Source organism: Pseudomonas sp. CAU 1711 (assembly GCF_039888625.1).
GTDB lineage: Bacteria > Pseudomonadota > Gammaproteobacteria > Pseudomonadales > Pseudomonadaceae > Aquipseudomonas.
On record NZ_JBDQQT010000012.1, the window covers coordinates 129,697 to 145,653 of the forward strand.

At 66.7% G+C, this 15,957-nt stretch carries 18 protein-coding genes; 16 read left to right on the plus strand and 2 right to left on the minus strand.

What is annotated here, in order from left to right; translation table 11 throughout:
* The first annotated feature begins 6 nt into the window (after positions 1–6).
* The 14 genes from flhF (at position 7) to AAFN46_RS15045 (ending at position 12,620) form a co-directional block, all read left to right on the plus strand.
* A complete protein-coding gene (gene flhF, locus AAFN46_RS14980) occupies positions 7–1,326 on the plus strand; it encodes a flagellar biosynthesis protein FlhF (RefSeq protein WP_347809488.1) in 1,320 nt (439 codons plus the stop codon).
* A gap of 97 nt (positions 1,327–1,423) precedes the next feature.
* Positions 1,424–2,257, plus strand: coding sequence for a flagellar synthesis regulator FleN (gene fleN / locus AAFN46_RS14985; protein ID WP_347809489.1), 834 nt, complete (start codon positions 1,424–1,426; stop codon positions 2,255–2,257).
* Complete coding sequence (fliA, locus tag AAFN46_RS14990) at positions 2,254–2,997, plus strand: RNA polymerase sigma factor FliA (RefSeq protein WP_347809490.1); 744 nt, start codon at positions 2,254–2,256, stop codon at positions 2,995–2,997. The genes fleN and fliA overlap by 4 nt, the downstream gene beginning before the upstream one ends.
* A gap of 83 nt (positions 2,998–3,080) precedes the next feature.
* Positions 3,081–3,455, plus strand: a complete 375-nt coding sequence (locus AAFN46_RS14995; protein ID WP_169920072.1) for a chemotaxis response regulator CheY — start codon at positions 3,081–3,083, stop codon at positions 3,453–3,455.
* 19 nt (positions 3,456–3,474) lie between these two features.
* On the plus strand, positions 3,475–4,263 hold the full coding sequence (locus AAFN46_RS15000; RefSeq protein ID WP_347809491.1) for a protein phosphatase CheZ: 789 nt from the start codon (positions 3,475–3,477) through the stop codon (positions 4,261–4,263).
* A gap of 29 nt (positions 4,264–4,292) precedes the next feature.
* Positions 4,293–6,539, plus strand: a complete 2,247-nt coding sequence (locus AAFN46_RS15005; RefSeq protein WP_347809492.1) for a chemotaxis protein CheA — start codon at positions 4,293–4,295, stop codon at positions 6,537–6,539.
* 39 nt (positions 6,540–6,578) lie between these two features.
* Positions 6,579–7,691 (plus strand): chemotaxis response regulator protein-glutamate methylesterase, encoded by a 1,113-nt coding sequence (locus AAFN46_RS15010; RefSeq protein WP_347809493.1) that lies wholly within the window; start codon positions 6,579–6,581, stop codon positions 7,689–7,691.
* On the plus strand, positions 7,691–8,431 hold the full coding sequence (locus AAFN46_RS15015) for a flagellar motor protein (RefSeq protein ID WP_347809494.1): 741 nt from the start codon (positions 7,691–7,693) through the stop codon (positions 8,429–8,431). Before AAFN46_RS15010 ends, AAFN46_RS15015 begins: the two co-directional genes overlap by 1 nt.
* Before the next feature lie 4 nt (positions 8,432–8,435).
* Positions 8,436–9,317, plus strand: coding sequence for a flagellar motor protein MotD (motD, locus tag AAFN46_RS15020; RefSeq protein WP_347809495.1), 882 nt, complete (start codon positions 8,436–8,438; stop codon positions 9,315–9,317).
* 52 nt (positions 9,318–9,369) lie between these two features.
* Positions 9,370–10,158: a ParA family protein gene (locus tag AAFN46_RS15025; RefSeq protein ID WP_347809496.1), complete on the plus strand. Its 789-nt coding sequence runs from the start codon at positions 9,370–9,372 to the stop codon at positions 10,156–10,158.
* Positions 10,159–10,243: 85 nt separating this feature from the next.
* Positions 10,244–11,056, plus strand: a complete 813-nt coding sequence (locus AAFN46_RS15030) for a chemotaxis protein CheW (protein WP_347809497.1) — start codon at positions 10,244–10,246, stop codon at positions 11,054–11,056.
* 81 nt (positions 11,057–11,137) lie between these two features.
* Positions 11,138–11,617, plus strand: coding sequence for a chemotaxis protein CheW (locus tag AAFN46_RS15035; protein WP_347809498.1), 480 nt, complete (start codon positions 11,138–11,140; stop codon positions 11,615–11,617).
* A gap of 3 nt (positions 11,618–11,620) precedes the next feature.
* Complete coding sequence (locus AAFN46_RS15040; RefSeq protein WP_347809499.1) at positions 11,621–12,025, plus strand: DUF2802 domain-containing protein; 405 nt, start codon at positions 11,621–11,623, stop codon at positions 12,023–12,025.
* A gap of 118 nt (positions 12,026–12,143) precedes the next feature.
* The gene (locus AAFN46_RS15045; protein ID WP_347809500.1) at positions 12,144–12,620 is read left to right on the plus strand and encodes a rhodanese-like domain-containing protein; all 477 of its coding nucleotides are present in this window, start codon (positions 12,144–12,146) and stop codon (positions 12,618–12,620) included.
* Here AAFN46_RS15045 and AAFN46_RS15050 read toward each other — a convergent pair.
* Positions 12,565–12,912 (minus strand): EscU/YscU/HrcU family type III secretion system export apparatus switch protein, encoded by a 348-nt coding sequence (locus AAFN46_RS15050; protein WP_347809501.1) that lies wholly within the window; start codon positions 12,910–12,912, stop codon positions 12,565–12,567. The genes AAFN46_RS15045 and AAFN46_RS15050 overlap by 56 nt on opposite strands.
* A complete protein-coding gene (locus tag AAFN46_RS15055) occupies positions 12,909–14,453 on the minus strand; it encodes a flagellar hook-length control protein FliK (RefSeq protein ID WP_347809502.1) in 1,545 nt (514 codons plus the stop codon). Before AAFN46_RS15055 ends, AAFN46_RS15050 begins: the two co-directional genes overlap by 4 nt.
* 173 nt (positions 14,454–14,626) lie before the next feature.
* Here AAFN46_RS15055 and ccmA point away from each other — a divergent pair, with 173 nt between their 5' ends.
* Entirely contained in the window at positions 14,627–15,262 is a 636-nt protein-coding gene (gene ccmA / locus AAFN46_RS15060; RefSeq protein ID WP_347809503.1) for a cytochrome c biogenesis heme-transporting ATPase CcmA, read from the plus strand.
* Positions 15,259–15,930 carry a heme exporter protein CcmB gene (gene ccmB / locus AAFN46_RS15065; RefSeq protein WP_347809504.1) on the plus strand — a complete coding sequence of 224 codons (672 nt, stop codon included), beginning with the start codon at positions 15,259–15,261 and terminating at the stop codon, positions 15,928–15,930. Before ccmA ends, ccmB begins: the two co-directional genes overlap by 4 nt.
* Positions 15,931–15,957: the final 27 nt, after the last annotated feature.

Sequence of the window (15,957 nt, forward strand, 5' to 3'; positions counted from 1 at the left end):
TAAGCCATGCAAGTCAAACGCTTCTTCGCCGCCGATATGCGTACCGCCATGAAACTGGTGCGTGATGAACTGGGCGCCGACGCCGCCATCATCGGCAATCGCCGGGTGGCCGGCGGGGTGGAGCTGACCGCGGCGCTGGACTACCAGCCGGTGACGCCGGCGCGCCAGGCCAATCCCGCGCTGGAGGCCGAGCTGCGCAAGACCCAGGCGAAGATCGCCGGTGCCCAGGCCGAACTGGCCATTCGCGCCGTGGCCGACCAGGGCAAGAATCGCCAGCTGTTCGCCAACGAATCGCTGATCGCACCGGAGCTGCCGGCCACCGCGGTCAAGCTGCAGCGTCCGGTCGCTGCCCCGCAGCCGCAGGCCAAGCCGGCCGCCGCGGCGGTGGACCAGCGTGCCCTGGACGCCATGCGTTTCGAACTGCACGGCCTGCGCGAGTTGATCGAAGTGCAGCTGGGCTCGATCGCCTGGGGCCAGCTGCAGAATCGCAAGCCGCAGCAGGCCAGCCTGTGGCGCCGCCTGCAGCGCATGGGCCTGCCCGCCGAACTGTCCAAGGCGCTGTTGGAGCGGGTAGCCAAGGTCGCCGATGCCAAGCAGGCCTGGCGCCTGCTGCTGGCGCACCTGGCACATGCGATCAAGACCCCGGCCGTCGAGCCGCTGGAGGAGGGCGGGGTGATCGCCCTGGTCGGCCCGGCCGGCATGGGCAAGACCACCACCCTGGCCAAGCTGGCCGCGCGCTATGTGCTGAAGTACGGCGCGCAGAGCATCGCCCTGGTCAGCATGGACAGCTTCCGCATCGGCGCCCAGGAGCAGATCAAGACTCTCGGCCGCATCCTCAACGTGCCGGTGACCCAGGTCGAGCCGGGCCAGTCGCTGGCCCAGGCCCTGGCACCGCTGGCGCGCAAGCGCGTGGTGCTGGTCGACACCGCCGGCCTGCCGGGCAACGACCCGGCCCTGCGCCTGCAGCTGGACAGCCTGGCCGCCCGCGGCATCAAGGCCAAGAGCTATCTGGTGCTGGCCGCCACCAGCCAGGCCCAGGTACTCAAGGCCGCCTATCACAGTTACAAGCGCTGCGGCCTGGCCGGGTGCATCCTGAGCAAGGTGGACGAGGCGGCCAATCTGGGCGAGGTGCTGGGGCTGGCTATCAGCCAGCATCTCCCGGTAGCCTATCTGGCGGATGGGCCGAAGATTCCGGACGATCTGCAGGTGCCGCGCAGCCATCAGCTGGTGAGCCGCGCGGTGAGTCTGCAGGTCGCCGAGGACCCCTGCGAGGAGGCCATGGCCGACCTCTTTGCCGATCTCTATCACCCGCGTCGCGCGGGCTAGGGCAGGCGCCGGCGGACAAGGCGTTCTAGTGTGTAGGAAAGGGTCGGTGTAGTTGCCCGACCAGCCCAGACCAGGCAAGACAAGGTAAGAGAAGAACATGGGTAGTATGCATCCCGTACAGGTGATCGCGGTGACTGGCGGCAAGGGCGGCGTCGGCAAGACCAACGTGTCGGTGAATCTGTCGCTGGCCCTGGCCGACCTCGGTCGGCGGGTCATGCTGATGGACGCCGACCTGGGTCTGGCCAACGTCGACGTGCTGCTCGGCCTCAGCCCCAAACGCACCCTGGCCGACGTGATCAACGGCGAGTGCGACCTCAAGGATGTGCTGATCCAGGGGCCCGGCGGCATCCGCATCGTGCCTGCTGCATCCGGCACCCAGAGCATGGTGCAGTTGTCGCCGGTGCAACATGCCGGCCTGATCCAGGCCTTCAGCGACATCAGCGACAACCTCGACGTGCTGGTGATCGACACCGCCGCCGGCATCGGCGACGGCGTGGTCAGCTTCGTGCGCGCCGCCCAGGAGGTGCTGGTGGTGGTCTGCGACGAGCCGACCTCGATCACCGACGCCTACGCGCTGATCAAACTGCTCAACCGCGACTTCGGCCTGAGCCGCTTCCGCGTGCTGGCCAACATGGCCCACAGCCCGCAGGAAGGGCGCAACCTCTTTGCTAAACTGACCAAAGTAACCGACCGTTTCCTCGATGTGGCTTTGCAGTATGTAGGCGCAGTTCCCTACGACGAGTCCGTCCGCAAGGCCGTGCAGAAACAACGCGCGGTGTACGAAGCCTTCCCGCGCTCGAAATGCGCACTGGCGTTCAAGGCGATCGCCCAGAAAGTCGACAGCTGGCCGCTTCCGGCCAACCCGCGCGGCCATCTGGAGTTCTTCGTCGAGCGCCTGGTGCAGCAGCCGGTCGCGGGGTCGGCCGTATGACAGCAGCCAGTGGACTTCGCATGTACAACAAGGCGCAGGCGCAGGATTCCCAGCATCAGCTGATCGAGCGTTATGCGCCGCTGGTCAAGCGCATCGCCTATCACCTGCTGGCCCGTCTGCCCGCCAGCGTGCAAGTCGACGATCTGATGCAGGCCGGCATGATCGGCCTGCTGGAGGCGGCCAAGAAATACGATGGCAGCAAGGGCGCCAGTTTCGAGACCTATGCCGGTATCCGCATCCGTGGCGCCATGCTCGACGAAGTGCGCAAGGGCGATTGGGCGCCGCGTTCGGTGCATCGCAACACCCGGATGGTCAGCGACGCCATCCGCGTTATCGAGGCGCGCACCGGAAGAGATGCTAAAGATCAAGAGGTTGCGGCCGAACTCCAATTGAGTCTCGAGGATTACTACGGCATTCTTGGCGACACTTTGGGCAGCCGCCTGTTCAGCTTCGACGACCTGATGCAGGACGGCGAGCATGGCGGTCTGCAGGAGGACAGCAGCAGCCATTCCGGCCCTCTGCACGGGCTGGTGGACGAACGCTTCCAGTCGGCGCTGGCCGAGGCCATCGCCAATCTGCCGGAGCGTGAACGGCTGGTGCTGTCGCTTTACTACGATGAAGAACTGAATCTGAAGGAAATCGGCGAGGTTCTGGGGGTCAGCGAGTCCCGGGTCAGCCAGTTGCACAGTCAGTGCGCCGCACGTTTGCGGGCACGGTTGAGCGAGTGGCGGGCCAGCTGACGCGGAGCCGGTTTCATGATTTGCGGCGCCGCCGGGCCACCGGCGGCGTTTAGGACTGTACGGAGGTCGACTTGGACAAGAACATGAAAATCCTCATCGTTGACGATTTCTCGACGATGCGACGGATCATCAAGAACCTCCTGCGCGATCTGGGGTTCACCAACACCGCAGAGGCCGACGACGGCAACACCGCGCTGCCCATGTTGCAGAGCGGCAGCTTCGACTTTCTGGTGACCGACTGGAACATGCCCGGCATGACCGGCATCGATCTGCTGCGCGCGGTACGCGCGGACGAGCGCCTGAAGACTCTGCCGGTGCTGATGGTCACCGCCGAGGCCAAGCGCGAGCAGATCATCGAAGCGGCCCAGGCCGGGGTGAACGGCTATGTGGTCAAGCCGTTCACGGCCCAGGTGCTGAAGGAGAAGATCGAGAAGATCTTCGAACGGGTTAACGGCTGATGTACGCCGCGAGGGCGCTATGGCACACGACGATTCACACCTGGGCGAACTCGAGTCGACCCTGAAACAGCACGCCACCCAGTTGGTCGAGAGTCTGGAGAAGGGGCGTTTCGGCGAAGCCGTGGGCCTGATACATGAGCTGAACAAGGCTCGTGATAATGGTTTGTATCAGGAGATCGGCAAGCTCACCCGCGAGCTGCACAACGCGATAGTCAATTTCCAGATCGACCCGCGCAATCCGCATGCGCAGGAGATCTCGCAGATCACCGACGCCACCGAGCGGCTGTCCTACGTGGTGCAGATGACCGAGAAGGCGGCCAATCGCACTATGGACCTGGTCGAGCAGAGCGCGCCGCTGGTCAACGACCTGGGCGACGAGGCCAAGAGCCTGGCCAGCGATTGGGGCAGGTTCATGCGTCGCGAGATGGACGCCGACGCCTTTCGCGATCTGGCCAAGCGCATCGAACTGTTCCTCGCCCGCAGCGAGCGCGACAGTCAGAAGCTCTCCGGCCACTTGAACGACATCCTGCTGGCGCAGGACTTCCAGGATCTGACCGGACAGGTGATCAAGCGCGTGACCCAGTTGGTCACCGAGGTCGAGCGCGATCTGCTCAAGCTGATGCTGATGGCCAGTCATGTCGACCGCTTCGCCGGTATCGAGCACGACATGGAGGCGCTTCGCGCCGAGCAGCTACAACAAAAAGAGCCTTCCAAAGGTGAAGGTCCGCAGATACATGCCGATAAGCGTGAAGACGTCGCTGCCAGTCAGGACGATGTCGACGATCTGCTGTCCAGCCTTGGATTTTAGGGCTCTAACAGAGCCTCTGGAGCGCACCGATGAGCTTCGACGCCGATGAAGAAATCCTCCAGGACTTCCTGGTAGAGGCCGGCGAAATTCTCGAACAGCTGTCCGAGCAACTGGTCGAGCTGGAAAGCCGGCCGGAAGACATGGACCTGCTCAACGCCATCTTCCGCGGCTTCCATACCGTCAAGGGCGGCGCGGGTTTCCTCCAGCTCAACGAGCTGGTGGAGTGCTGCCATATCGCGGAAAACGTCTTCGACATCCTGCGCAAGGGCGAGCGGCACGTCACTCCCGAGCTGATGGACGTGGTGTTGCAGGCCCTGGACGCGGTCAACGAGATGTTCGGCCAGGTGCGCGAGCGTACCGAGCCGACGCCGGCCTCGCCCGCGCTGCTGGCCGCGCTGTCGCGTCTGGCCGAGCCGGAGAGTGCCGATGAAGCGGCTGCCGTTGTCGCGGCCGAGCCAGAGCCCGAGCCTGAGCCGGAACCCGAAGACCCGGCCTCCGGCGATATCACCGACAGCGAGTTCGAGCAGTTGCTGAATGCCATAGGCGAGCAGCCCGCGGCCGAGGCGCCAGCCCCCGCGGGTGGCGGCGACGATATCACCGACGACGAGTTCGAGGCGCTGCTGGATCAGCTGCACGGCAAGGGCAAGTTCAGCGGCCCGGCCGAGGAGCCGGCGCCGGCGGCCAAGCCTGCGGCCGCACCCGCCGCTGCGGCGGGCGGTGGCGACGAGATCACCGACGACGAGTTCGAGGCGCTGCTGGACCAGTTGCACGGCAAGGGCAAGTTCACTGGCCCGGCCGAAGAGCCGGCCCCTGTCGCCAAACCTGTGGCCGCACCCGCCGCTGCGGCGGGCGGTGGTGACGAGATCACCGACGACGAGTTCGAGGCGCTGCTGGACCAGTTGCACGGCAAGGGCAAGTTCACTGGCCCGGCCGAAGAGCCGGCCCCTGTCGCCAAACCTGCGGCCGCACCCAAGCCTGCGGCCGCCGCGCCGGCCAAGAAGCCCGAGGCGAAGAAGGCCGAGCCGGCCAAGCCGGTCGCCAAGCCGGAGCCGGCGAAGGCGCCTGCAGCGGCCGCCGCGCCGGCTGCCGCAGGCGGTGGCGCCAGCGAAGTGGAAACCACGGTGCGGGTCGACACCGCGCGCCTGGACGAGATCATGAACATGGTCGGCGAGCTGGTACTGGTGCGTAACCGCCTGGTGCGCCTGGGGCTGAACAGCGAAGACGAGGCCATGGCCAAGGCCGTGTCCAACCTCGACGTGGTCACCGCCGACCTGCAGACCGCGGTGATGAAGACCCGCATGCAGCCGATCAAGAAGGTCTTCGGCCGCTTCCCGCGTCTGGTGCGCGACCTGGCGCGCAACCTGAAGAAGGAAATCAACCTGGAGCTGGTCGGCGAAGAGACCGATCTCGACAAGAACCTGGTCGAGGCCCTGGCCGATCCGCTGGTGCATCTGGTGCGCAACGCCGTCGACCATGGTGTGGAGACCCCGGAGGATCGCGAGGCCTCCGGCAAGCCGCGCACCGGTCGAGTGGTGCTGTCCGCCGAGCAGGAGGGCGATCACATCCTGCTGATGATCACCGACGACGGCAAGGGCATGGATGCCGACGTGCTGCGCGCCAAGGCGGTGGAGAAAGGCCTGCTGGACAAGGATGCGGCCGAGCGTCTGAGCGAACTGGAGTGCTACAACCTGATCTTCGCCCCGGGCTTCTCGACCAAGACCGAGATTTCCGATGTGTCCGGCCGCGGCGTCGGCATGGATGTGGTGAAGACCAAGATTTCCCAGCTCAACGGCACGGTCAACGTGTTCTCGCAGAAGGGCCAGGGTTCGCGCATCGTCATCAAGGTGCCGCTGACCCTGGCGATCATGCCGACCCTGATGGTGATGCTGGGCAACCAGGCCTTCGCCTTCCCGCTGGTCAACGTCAACGAAATCTTCCACCTCGACCTGTCGCGCACCAATGTGGTCGACGGCCAGGAGGTGGTGATAGTGCGCGACAAGGCCCTGCCGCTGTTCTACCTCAAGCGCTGGCTGGTGCCGCAGGCCTTCCAGGAGGACCAGCGCGAGGGCCATGTGGTGATCCTCACGGTCGGCAGCCAGCGCATCGGCTTCGTGGTCGACCAGCTGGTAGGGCAGGAGGAGGTGGTGATCAAGCCACTCGGCAAGATGTTGCAGGGTACGCCCGGCATGTCCGGCGCTACCATTACCGGCGATGGGCGCATCGCTCTTATTCTCGATGTGCCGAGCATGCTCAAGCGTTATGCGCGTCGTGGCTGATTGATCGCGGCCGGCATGTCCGGTCGCTCTGGAGTGTTTATGGCAGTCAAGGTCCTGGTGGTGGATGATTCCGGCTTCTTCCGCCGCCGGGTCTCGGAAATCCTCTCTTCCGATCCCGAGATCAAAGTGGTGGGAACCGCCACCAACGGCCGTGAGGCCATCGATCAGGCCCTGGCGCTGAAGCCGGACGTGATCACCATGGACTACGAGATGCCGATGATGGACGGCATCACGGCGGTGCGGAACATCATGCAGCGCTGTCCGACCCCGGTGCTGATGTTCTCCTCGCTGACCCACGAGGGCGCCCGCGTCACCCTGGACGCGCTGGACGCCGGCGCGGTGGATTACCTGCCGAAGAACTTCGAGGACATCTCGCGCAACCCCGAGAAGGTCAAGGCGCTGCTGTGCGAGAAGGTCCACACCATCGCCCGCAGCAACAGGCGCTACAGCACCTTCAGTCCGGCGGCGCCCAGCCCGGCGGCGTCCAGCGCACCGGCCGCCAGCTCGACGCCAGCGCGCAGCGCCGCTCCGGCGCCGGTCGCTCGTCCGAGCCCGGCGCCCGCCGCCAGTGGTGGCGCCCCAAAGCGTAAGGCCTACCGGTTGGTGGCCATCGGCACCTCCACCGGTGGGCCGGTGGCGTTGCAGCGGGTGTTGACCCAGCTGCCGGCCAATTTTCCTGCACCCATAGTGCTGATCCAGCATATGCCGGCGGCCTTCACCAAGGCCTTCGCCGAGCGCCTGGACAAGCTGTGCCGGATTACCGTCAAGGAGGCCGAGGACGGTGATCTGCTGCGCCCCGGCCTGGCCCTGCTGGCGCCCGGCGGCAAGCAGATGATGGTCGACGGGCGCGGCGCGGTGAAGATACTGCCCGGCGACGAGCGCCTGAACTACAAGCCCTGCGTCGACATCACCTTCGGCTCGGCGGCCAAGTCGTACGGCGACAAGGTGCTGGCTGTGGTGCTCACCGGCATGGGCGCCGACGGCCGCGAGGGCGCGCGCCTGCTCAAGCAGGGCGGCAGCCAGGTGTGGGCCCAGGACGAGGCCAGTTGCGTGATCTATGGCATGCCGATGGCCGTGGTGAAGGCCAATCTGGCCGATGCCGTATATGGGCTCGACGAGATCGGTCGGCACCTGGCCGAGGCCTGCGTCTGATGGATGTACTCAGCCTCGCTGGCGTGATCCTGGCCTTCGTCGCCATCATCGGCGGCAACTACCTGGAGGGAGGGCACGCCGGCGCGCTGATCAATGGTCCGGCGGCGCTGATCGTGATCGGCGGCACCCTGGGGGCGGCCTTCATCCAGGCGCCGGTGACCGTGTTCAAGCGGGCCCTGGCGATACTGCGCTGGATCCTCTTCCCCCCACGCATCGACCTGGCCAGTGGCATCACCCACGTGGTCGGCTGGAGCATGACCGCGCGCAAGGAAGGCCTGCTGGGCCTGGAACCGGTGGCCGACACCGAGTCCGACCCCTATGCGCGCAAGGGCTTGCAACTGCTGGTGGACGGCGCCGAGCCGGAGGCCATTCGCAGCATCCTCGAGGTCGACCTCTACACCCAGGAGGCGCGCGATATCCAGGCGGCCAAGGTCTACGAGAGCATGGGCGGCTACGCGCCGACCATCGGCATCATCGGCGCGGTGATGGGGCTGATCCACGTGATGGGCAATCTGGCCGACCCCAGCAAGTTGGGCAGCGGCATCGCCGTGGCCTTCGTCGCCACCATCTACGGCGTGGCTTTCGCCAACCTGTTGCTGTTGCCCATCGGCAACAAGCTCAAGGCCATCGCCGCGCGCCAGTCGCGCTATCGCGAGATGCTCCTGGAAGGCATCCTGTCCATCGCCGAGGGCGAGAATCCGCGTTCCATCGAGCTGAAGCTGCAGGGCTTCATGGATTGATGCCATGGCTCGTCGGCGCAATCACGAAGAGCATGAGAATCATGAACGCTGGCTGGTGTCCTACGCGGACTTCATCACCCTGCTGTTCGCCTTCTTCGTGGTGATGTACTCCATCTCCTCGGTCAACGAGGGCAAGTACAAGGTGCTCTCGCAGAGCCTGGTCGGCGTGTTTAGCGAGCCGGAGCGGGCGATCAAGCCGATTCCCATCGGCGAGGAGAAGCCGCGTACCACCGAGCCCGACCGCTCGATGATCGAGGACAACCCCGATAACAACTCCAGCGCCGAGCCCAGCGATCCGCTGCAGCAGATCGCCAGCAGCATGCGTGACGCCTTCGGCGACCTGATCGCCGCCGAGCAGCTGACCGTGCGCGGCAACGAGCTGTGGGTGGAGATCGAGCTGAACTCCAGCCTGCTGTTTCCCAGCGGCGACGCGGTGCCCAACGAGATGGCCTTCACCCTGGTCGAGAAGGTGGCGAAGATTCTCGCCCCCTACGAGAATCCGATTCACGTCGAAGGCTTCACCGACAACCTGCCGATCAACACCGCCCAGTTCCCCAGCAACTGGGAGCTGTCCGCGGCGCGGGCCGCCAGCATAGTGCGGATGCTGGCCATGGATGGGGTCAGCCCCGGGCGCATGGCGGCGGTGGGCTATGGCGAGTTCCAGCCGGTGGCGGACAATGCCACGGCCGAGGGACGCTCGCGCAATCGCCGCGTGGTGCTGGTGATCTCGCGCAATCTGGATGTTCGGCGCAGTATCAGCGGTGTGGGCAGCGCCAATGCGCAGGCCGATGAGACCCTGCGGCGGGCTGGCACGCAACCTGCACCAGCCGCATCGACAGCGGCGCCGGCCACAGACGGCGCCAATAATTCGACGCCTGCGCCATGAGGCGCCACTCAGTTCTCGGTAAGGCCGTGACCGCACCGGGAGGACGATGACGATGAAAGTCTGGGCAGTAGCCAATCAAAAGGGCGGGGTCGGCAAGACCACCAGTTCCATCGCCTTGGCCGGCTTGCTGGCCGATGCCGGCAAGCGCGTGGTGGTGGTCGACCTCGACCCGCATGGATCGATGAGCAGTTATTTCGGCCACGATCCGGACAGCCTGGAACACAGCAACTACGACCTGTTCCTGCACCAGGGCAACGTGCCGCGCGGGCTGCCGACCAGCCTGCTGCTGCCGACCAGCCACGAGCGTATCTCCCTGCTGCCGTCCAGCACCGCGCTGGCCACCCTGGAGCGGCAGTCGCCGGGGCAGAGCGGTCTCGGCCTGGTCATCGCCAAAAGTCTGGCGCAGCTGTGGGACGAATTCGACCACGCCATCATCGACAGCCCGCCGCTGCTCGGCGTGCTGATGGTCAATGCCCTGGCCGCCAGCCAGCAACTGGTGATCCCGGTACAGACCGAGTTCCTCGCGGTGAAGGGCCTGGAGCGCATGGTCAGCACCCTGAACATGGTCAACCGCTCCCGCAAGCAGGCCTTGCCCTACACCATAGTGCCGACCCTGTTCGACCGGCGTACTCAGGCCTCGCTCAATACCCTGCGGGTGCTGCGCAACTCCTATCCGGAGCACCTGTGGCAGGCCTACATCCCGGTGGATACCCGTCTGCGCGATGCCAGCCGCGCGGGGCAGACCCCTTCGCAATTCGATGGCAACAGCCGTGGGGTAATCGCCTATCGCGCCTTGCTCAAGCATCTGCTGGCCGTGCAGCCGGCCGCTCAGGTAGCCTGAGGGGGAGGCTATGCTGCATGAACAGGTTCAAGTCATCGCCAAGGCCTGCCGATAGGCTGTACAGGCACTTCCTATGGAACACCCTATGAGTCGAACCGCCCCCGTCACCCGCTCGCAACAGGCCCTGCAGTCCTACCTGGATGCCCTGTTGCAGGAGGCGGCTGCCGAACTGGAAGAGACTGTCGGACTCGACGAGTTCGAGGCCGCGGTGCTCGAGGAACAGGTGCGCGACGCCCGCCGGGAGGAGCCCAAGCCGGTGCTGGCCAGGCCGCTGGCCCTGGCCGAAGCCAAGCCGCAGGTGCTGCCGACCATCGAATTGCGCCTGCCGGAAGTGCTGCCGGAGGTCGAGGTGCCGGCCGAGCCCGAGCTCGTCGTACAGGCCGAGCCGCCGCGGGCGCCAGACGCCGCGCCGAGCCCGGAAGCGCGTCCGGAGTGGGCCGAGGAGTCCTTCGAGTGCCTGCTGTTCGACGTGGCCGGGCTGACCCTGGCGGTGCCGCTGGTGTGCCTGGGCTCGATCTACCCGCTGGCCGACGCCGAGCTGACGCCGCTGTTCGGCCAGCCGGACTGGTTTCTCGGCTTGCTGCCCTGCCAGGCCGGCAACCTGAAGGTGCTGGACACCGCGCGCTGGGTGATGCCCGAGCGCTACCGCGACGACTTCCGCGAAGGCCTGCAGTACGTGATCTCCGTGCAGGGTTACGAGTGGGGGCTGGCCGTGCATCAGGTCAGCCGCTCGATCCGCCTGCAGCCCAGCGAGATCAAGTGGCGCAGCCAGCGCTCGCAGCGGCCCTGGCTGGCCGGCACGGTGATCGAACACATGTGCGCGCTGCTCGATGTCTCGGCCCTGGCCGAGCTGATCGCCAGCGGCGCCACGCGCAACGGAGCAGTTCGCCCGCACTGAGGCGGCGAGGGCTCTATAGTTAACGACAAGCGGGCTCACCCGCGAACGCCGCCCAGGCGGCACTAGACCGAGGCTAGGGACATGAAGAAATCGTCAGCGCAAGGTTCCGAGGATCCTATTCTGCAGTGGGTGACCTTTCGTCTGGATAACGAGACCTACGGCATCAACGTGATGCAGGTGCAGGAAGTCCTGCGCTACACCGAGATCGCCCCGGTTCCGGGCGCGCCGGGTTATGTGCTGGGCATCATCAACCTGCGTGGCAACGTGGTCACCGTGATCGATACCCGCCAGCGCTTCGGCCTGTCGCCGGCGCCGGTCACCGACAACACCCGCATCGTCATCATCGAGGCGGACAAGCAGGTGGTCGGCATCCTGGTCGACAGCGTCGCCGAAGTGGTCTATCTGCGCCAGTCCGAGGTGGAGACCGCGCCGAACGTGGGCAACGAGGAGTCGGCCAAGTTCATCCAGGGCGTGTGCAACAAGAACGGCGAGCTGCTTATCCTGGTCGAGCTGGACAAGATGATGACCGAGGAAGAGTGGTCCGATCTGGAGAGCATCTGATCCATGCTGGAGATCGCGGTGGCCGTGCTCGCCCTGTTCTGTCTGCTGCTCGCCGGCGTCTGCTATCAGCTGGCGCTGAAGCTGCGCCAGCAGGCCGAGTTGCAGAAGGAGCGCGACGCCTTCCGCGATCAGCGTCTGAAGGACCTGGCCAAGCGTCTGGATGCCTACCTCACCGGCAGCATTCGCATGGGCGAGGAGTTGCACGAGCTGCGCCGGGTGGTCGCGCCACTGCCCGACAAGGTCAGCCAGATGGAGCAGCGCGACCCCTCCAGCCTGTCCTTCACCCAGGCCGCGCGCCTGGTGGGCATGGGCGCCAGCGTCGACGACCTGACTCACTCCTGCGGTCTGACCCAGGCCGAGGCCGAGCTGGTCAGCCGCCTGCACCAGGCGAAACAGCAGCGTTCCTGAGCGGCTGCTTAATTCCTTAGGTTCTGACCCCCCGCCTGCGCGCTACCAATGGTTCCAAGCGCGCCCCACCGCCTGCCTTATGCTGAACCCATGGGCTGACTTCCCGAGGAGGTCCACCATGCGTTTTGCACTGTTGTTGCTGTTGTGCTTGGTCTTGCCTCAACTGGAAGCCGCCGAGGCGCCGTTGCGGGTCGAGGGCGCGACCACGGTCAATGCCGTGCAGGCGCGCCAGCTCTACGAGTTCGGTGTGCTGTTCATCGATGTGCGTCCGGATCGCGAATGGAGCTGGGGCCATGTGCACGGTGCCCTGCATCTGGAGTTGGACAGCCGCTTCGGCGATCTGGCGGGGTCGAACTGGCCGCGCGGCATGCCGATGGTGCTGTACTGCGACAGCGAGGTCTGTCCGCATGGCGCAGAGGCCGCGCGGCGCGCCGTCAGCTGGGGCTTCCAGCAGGTCTACTACTTCCGTTCCGGCTACTTCGCCTGGCAGCTCCTGGACTTCCCGCAGGGCAAGGGGGCGGAGGGCGAGCTGTTCGCCATCATTCTCGGGGCGCAGCCAACGGCGGCCGGGCAGGCGAGTCCCGCTGTGGAGTGATGTCGCGCTCCGCCGGCTCCTCGACGAAGCCCTTCGGGCGCTTGTCCTTGAGGTACCAGGCGAAGGCGATGATCTCGGCGATGGTGCGATACAGCGGCTCGGGGATGGCATCGCCCAGTTCCAGGCGTGCCAGCAGGCGCACCAGTTCGGCGTTCTCGTAGATCGGCACCTCGTACTCGCGGGCGATGGCCAGTATGGCCTCGGCCAGTTCGTCATCGCCCTTGGCGGTCAGGTTGGGGGCGTTGTTGCCGTCGTAGGCGAGGGCGATGGCCTGGCGTGGGGGCTTCTTCATGCGGTTTCGTCCACCCAGCGCTGTTCCAGCTGCGTGCGCGGGCCGCGTGGCGGCAGCCCCTGGCGACAGCTCAGTTCGCCCACTTCGAGGCCGGCGCCGAGCAGGCGCTGACGCAGGTTGTCCAGTTCCTGGTCGATCAGTTGCACGGTGTCGGCGCGTTCGGCCCACAGCTGGCTGGACAGGCTGCCGCGCAGCAGCTGTGCCTGCACCTGCAGCGGGCCCAGCGGGTCGAGGTCGAAGGCCAGCTCGATGCGCCACAGGCTCTCCTTCTGCTCGGACTTGCCGGCGTTCTGCTCCTCGTGCTGCAGCTTGACCTGCAACGGCAGCACCTCCTGCTGGTTGCGCATCGGCAGCTCCAGCTGCCAGGTGGTCAGCAGGTTGCCTTCCGCCGTCACTTGGGTCTGCGCCAGGCTGGACAGCTGATGGGTCTGCAGGCGCGACACCGCGGCCGCGGCCAGCTTGAGCAGGATTTCCAGGTCGGCCTCCTGGTCCATGGACTGCAGCAGGCGCGCGGGCAAGGGGAAGCTCATGGCCTGTTGACGCAGGCCGCTCTGGCCGAGCGCGCCCAGGGCGTTGCGGACGAAGGCGGGCAGGGCCTGGGCCAGGGCACTGCCGGCGCTGGCGGCGGGCAGCGGCGCGGCTCCCGGCAGGTTGGGCAGCAGTTGGGCGACCAGGCGCAACAGGTTGGCCTTGAGATCCTGCGGCAACTGCTGGGGCTGACCGCCGAGCAGCTTGGCCTCGAGAAAGACACCGCTCTGCTGCAGGGCCTTGGCCAGACCCTCGGGGCTGCTCAGCTGCTTGGCGTCCGGCAGCAGGCCGAGCAGCTTGTCGATGCTGCTGCGCAGCCCGTCGGGCAGATCGGCCTGGCCGGCGATGCTCTGCAAGCCCTTGAACAGCCCCTCCAGGGAGCCCTGGCGCGCCTGCTGGGTGGCCAGTTGCTGGCCCAGCACCAGCTGGTCAAGGCGCCCGCTCAGCGGCAGGAAAGTGAGGCTCTGGCTGCCCTGAACCTGGGCGGTGAGCAGGCTGCCGATGGGCAGGGGCAGGGGGGTCTCGATGCTGAGCTTGCTGCCGGCCAGCGGCGTGTTGAGCAGATTGACCACCGCCCGGAACAGGGTCTGCTGGGCCTTGAGCTGGGCGATCTGTTCGCGCGCCTCGACCTTGCCCTGCAGCAGGGTGCCGACCGGCAGCTGGTCCAGGTCCAGGCTGGTCAGCAGGCGCGTATCGCCGCCCTGCAGGGCCAGGGCCAGACGGGTCTCGGAGAGGGCGGTGACGGCCAGCGTGGTGCCCTGGGCCAACGGGCGCGGGCTGCTGGCCTCGAGCGTGGTCTGCTTGCCGCTGTTCAGGGTCAGCTTGAGCAGCAGCTGGAAGCTCTGCGCGGTCTCCTTGGCCGCCAGCACCTCCGCCTTGGCGGTTTCGCCGGCCGCCAGCAGGCCCTCCAGCGGTTGCAGCAGCTTCACCGCCAGTTCGGCGGCGCCGAGCTGGGCCGGGCGTATGATCGTCGATGCTGCGGGAAGCGGGCGAGAACTGCCTATTTCTGCCATGGCCGGGTTACACCCTGTCAAAAAGCCGGCTTCGGAGGCCGAAGCCCGGCATGTATAATGCCGCCCCGTTCGGGCTGGCTCTATGGTCAACTTGCTCTGCACAGGATCCTAAACGGATTCTCAGTATAGCGGCCGGCCCCCCTCCGACTTGAACCCCTCCGGGATGCCATGCAGTGACCAGCCCACGACTCCAAGCCGTTGCCCTCGCCTGTGAGCGGGACTGGCGTCTGTTGTTCGAGGGACTCGACCTGGACCTCGGCGGCGGCACCCTGCTGCAGGTGGCCGGGCCCAACGGCAGTGGCAAGACCAGCCTGCTGCGCCTGCTCGCCGGGCTGATGCAGCCGACCGCCGGCGAAGTGCTGCTGGGCGGCAAGCCGTTGGCCAGGCAGCATGGCGAACTGGGCCGCAGCCTGCTGTGGATCGGCCATGCCGCCGGCATCAAGGGCCTGCTCACCGCCGAGGAGAACCTGGCCTGGCTCTGCGCCCTGCATCAACCGGCCGAGCGCGAGGCGATCTGGGGGGCGCTGGAGGCGGTGGGACTGCGCGGCTTCGAGGATGTGCCCTGCCACACCCTGTCCGCCGGCCAGCAGCGCCGCGTGGCGCTGGCCCGGCTGTATCTCGACGCGCCGCCGCTGTGGATTCTCGACGAGCCCTTCACCGCCCTCGACAAGCAGGGCGTGGCCCAGCTGGAGGCGCACCTGGCGGCGCACTGCGAGCGCGGCGGCCTGGTGGTGCTGACCACTCACCACAGCCTGCAGCAGACGCCCTCGGGATACCGCGTGCTCGACCTGGGGCAGCGCGCCGCATGAACAGCGTCTTCCTCCTGCTGTTGGCCCGCGAGTCGCGCCTGCTGTTCCGCCGCCCGGCGGAGCTGGCCAACCCGCTGGTGTTCTTCGCCATCGTCATCGCCCTGTTTCCGCTGGCGGTCGGCCCCGAGACCAAGCTGCTGCAGACCCTGTCGCCCGGCCTGATCTGGGTGGCGGCGCTGCTCGCCGTGCTGCTCTCGCTGGACGGGCTGTTCCGCAGCGATTTCGAGGACGGCTCGCTGGAACAGTGGGTCCTTTCGTCGCACCCGCTGCCCCTTCTGGTGCTGGCCAAGGTGCTGGCACACTGGCTGTTCTCCGGCCTGGCCCTGGTGCTGCTGGCGCCGCTGCTGGCGCTGATGCTCGGCCTGCCGGGCCGCTGCCTGCCGGTACTGCTCGGCTCGCTGCTGCTGGGCACGCCGATCCTGAGCCTGCTCGGCGCGGTCGGCGCGGCGCTGACCGTCGGCCTCAAACGCGGCGGCCTGTTGCTGGCGCTGCTGATTCTGCCGCTGTATATCCCGGTGCTGATTCTCGGCAGCGGGGCGCTACAGGCGGCCCTGCAAGGACTGCCGGCGACCGGCCACCTGCTGTGGCTGGCCAGCCTGACCGCCCTGGCGGTCACCCTGACACCCTTTGCCATTGGCGCCGGACTGAAGATCAGCGTCGGCGAATAAGAACGAGCGGTGACCGCCGCACCCCGG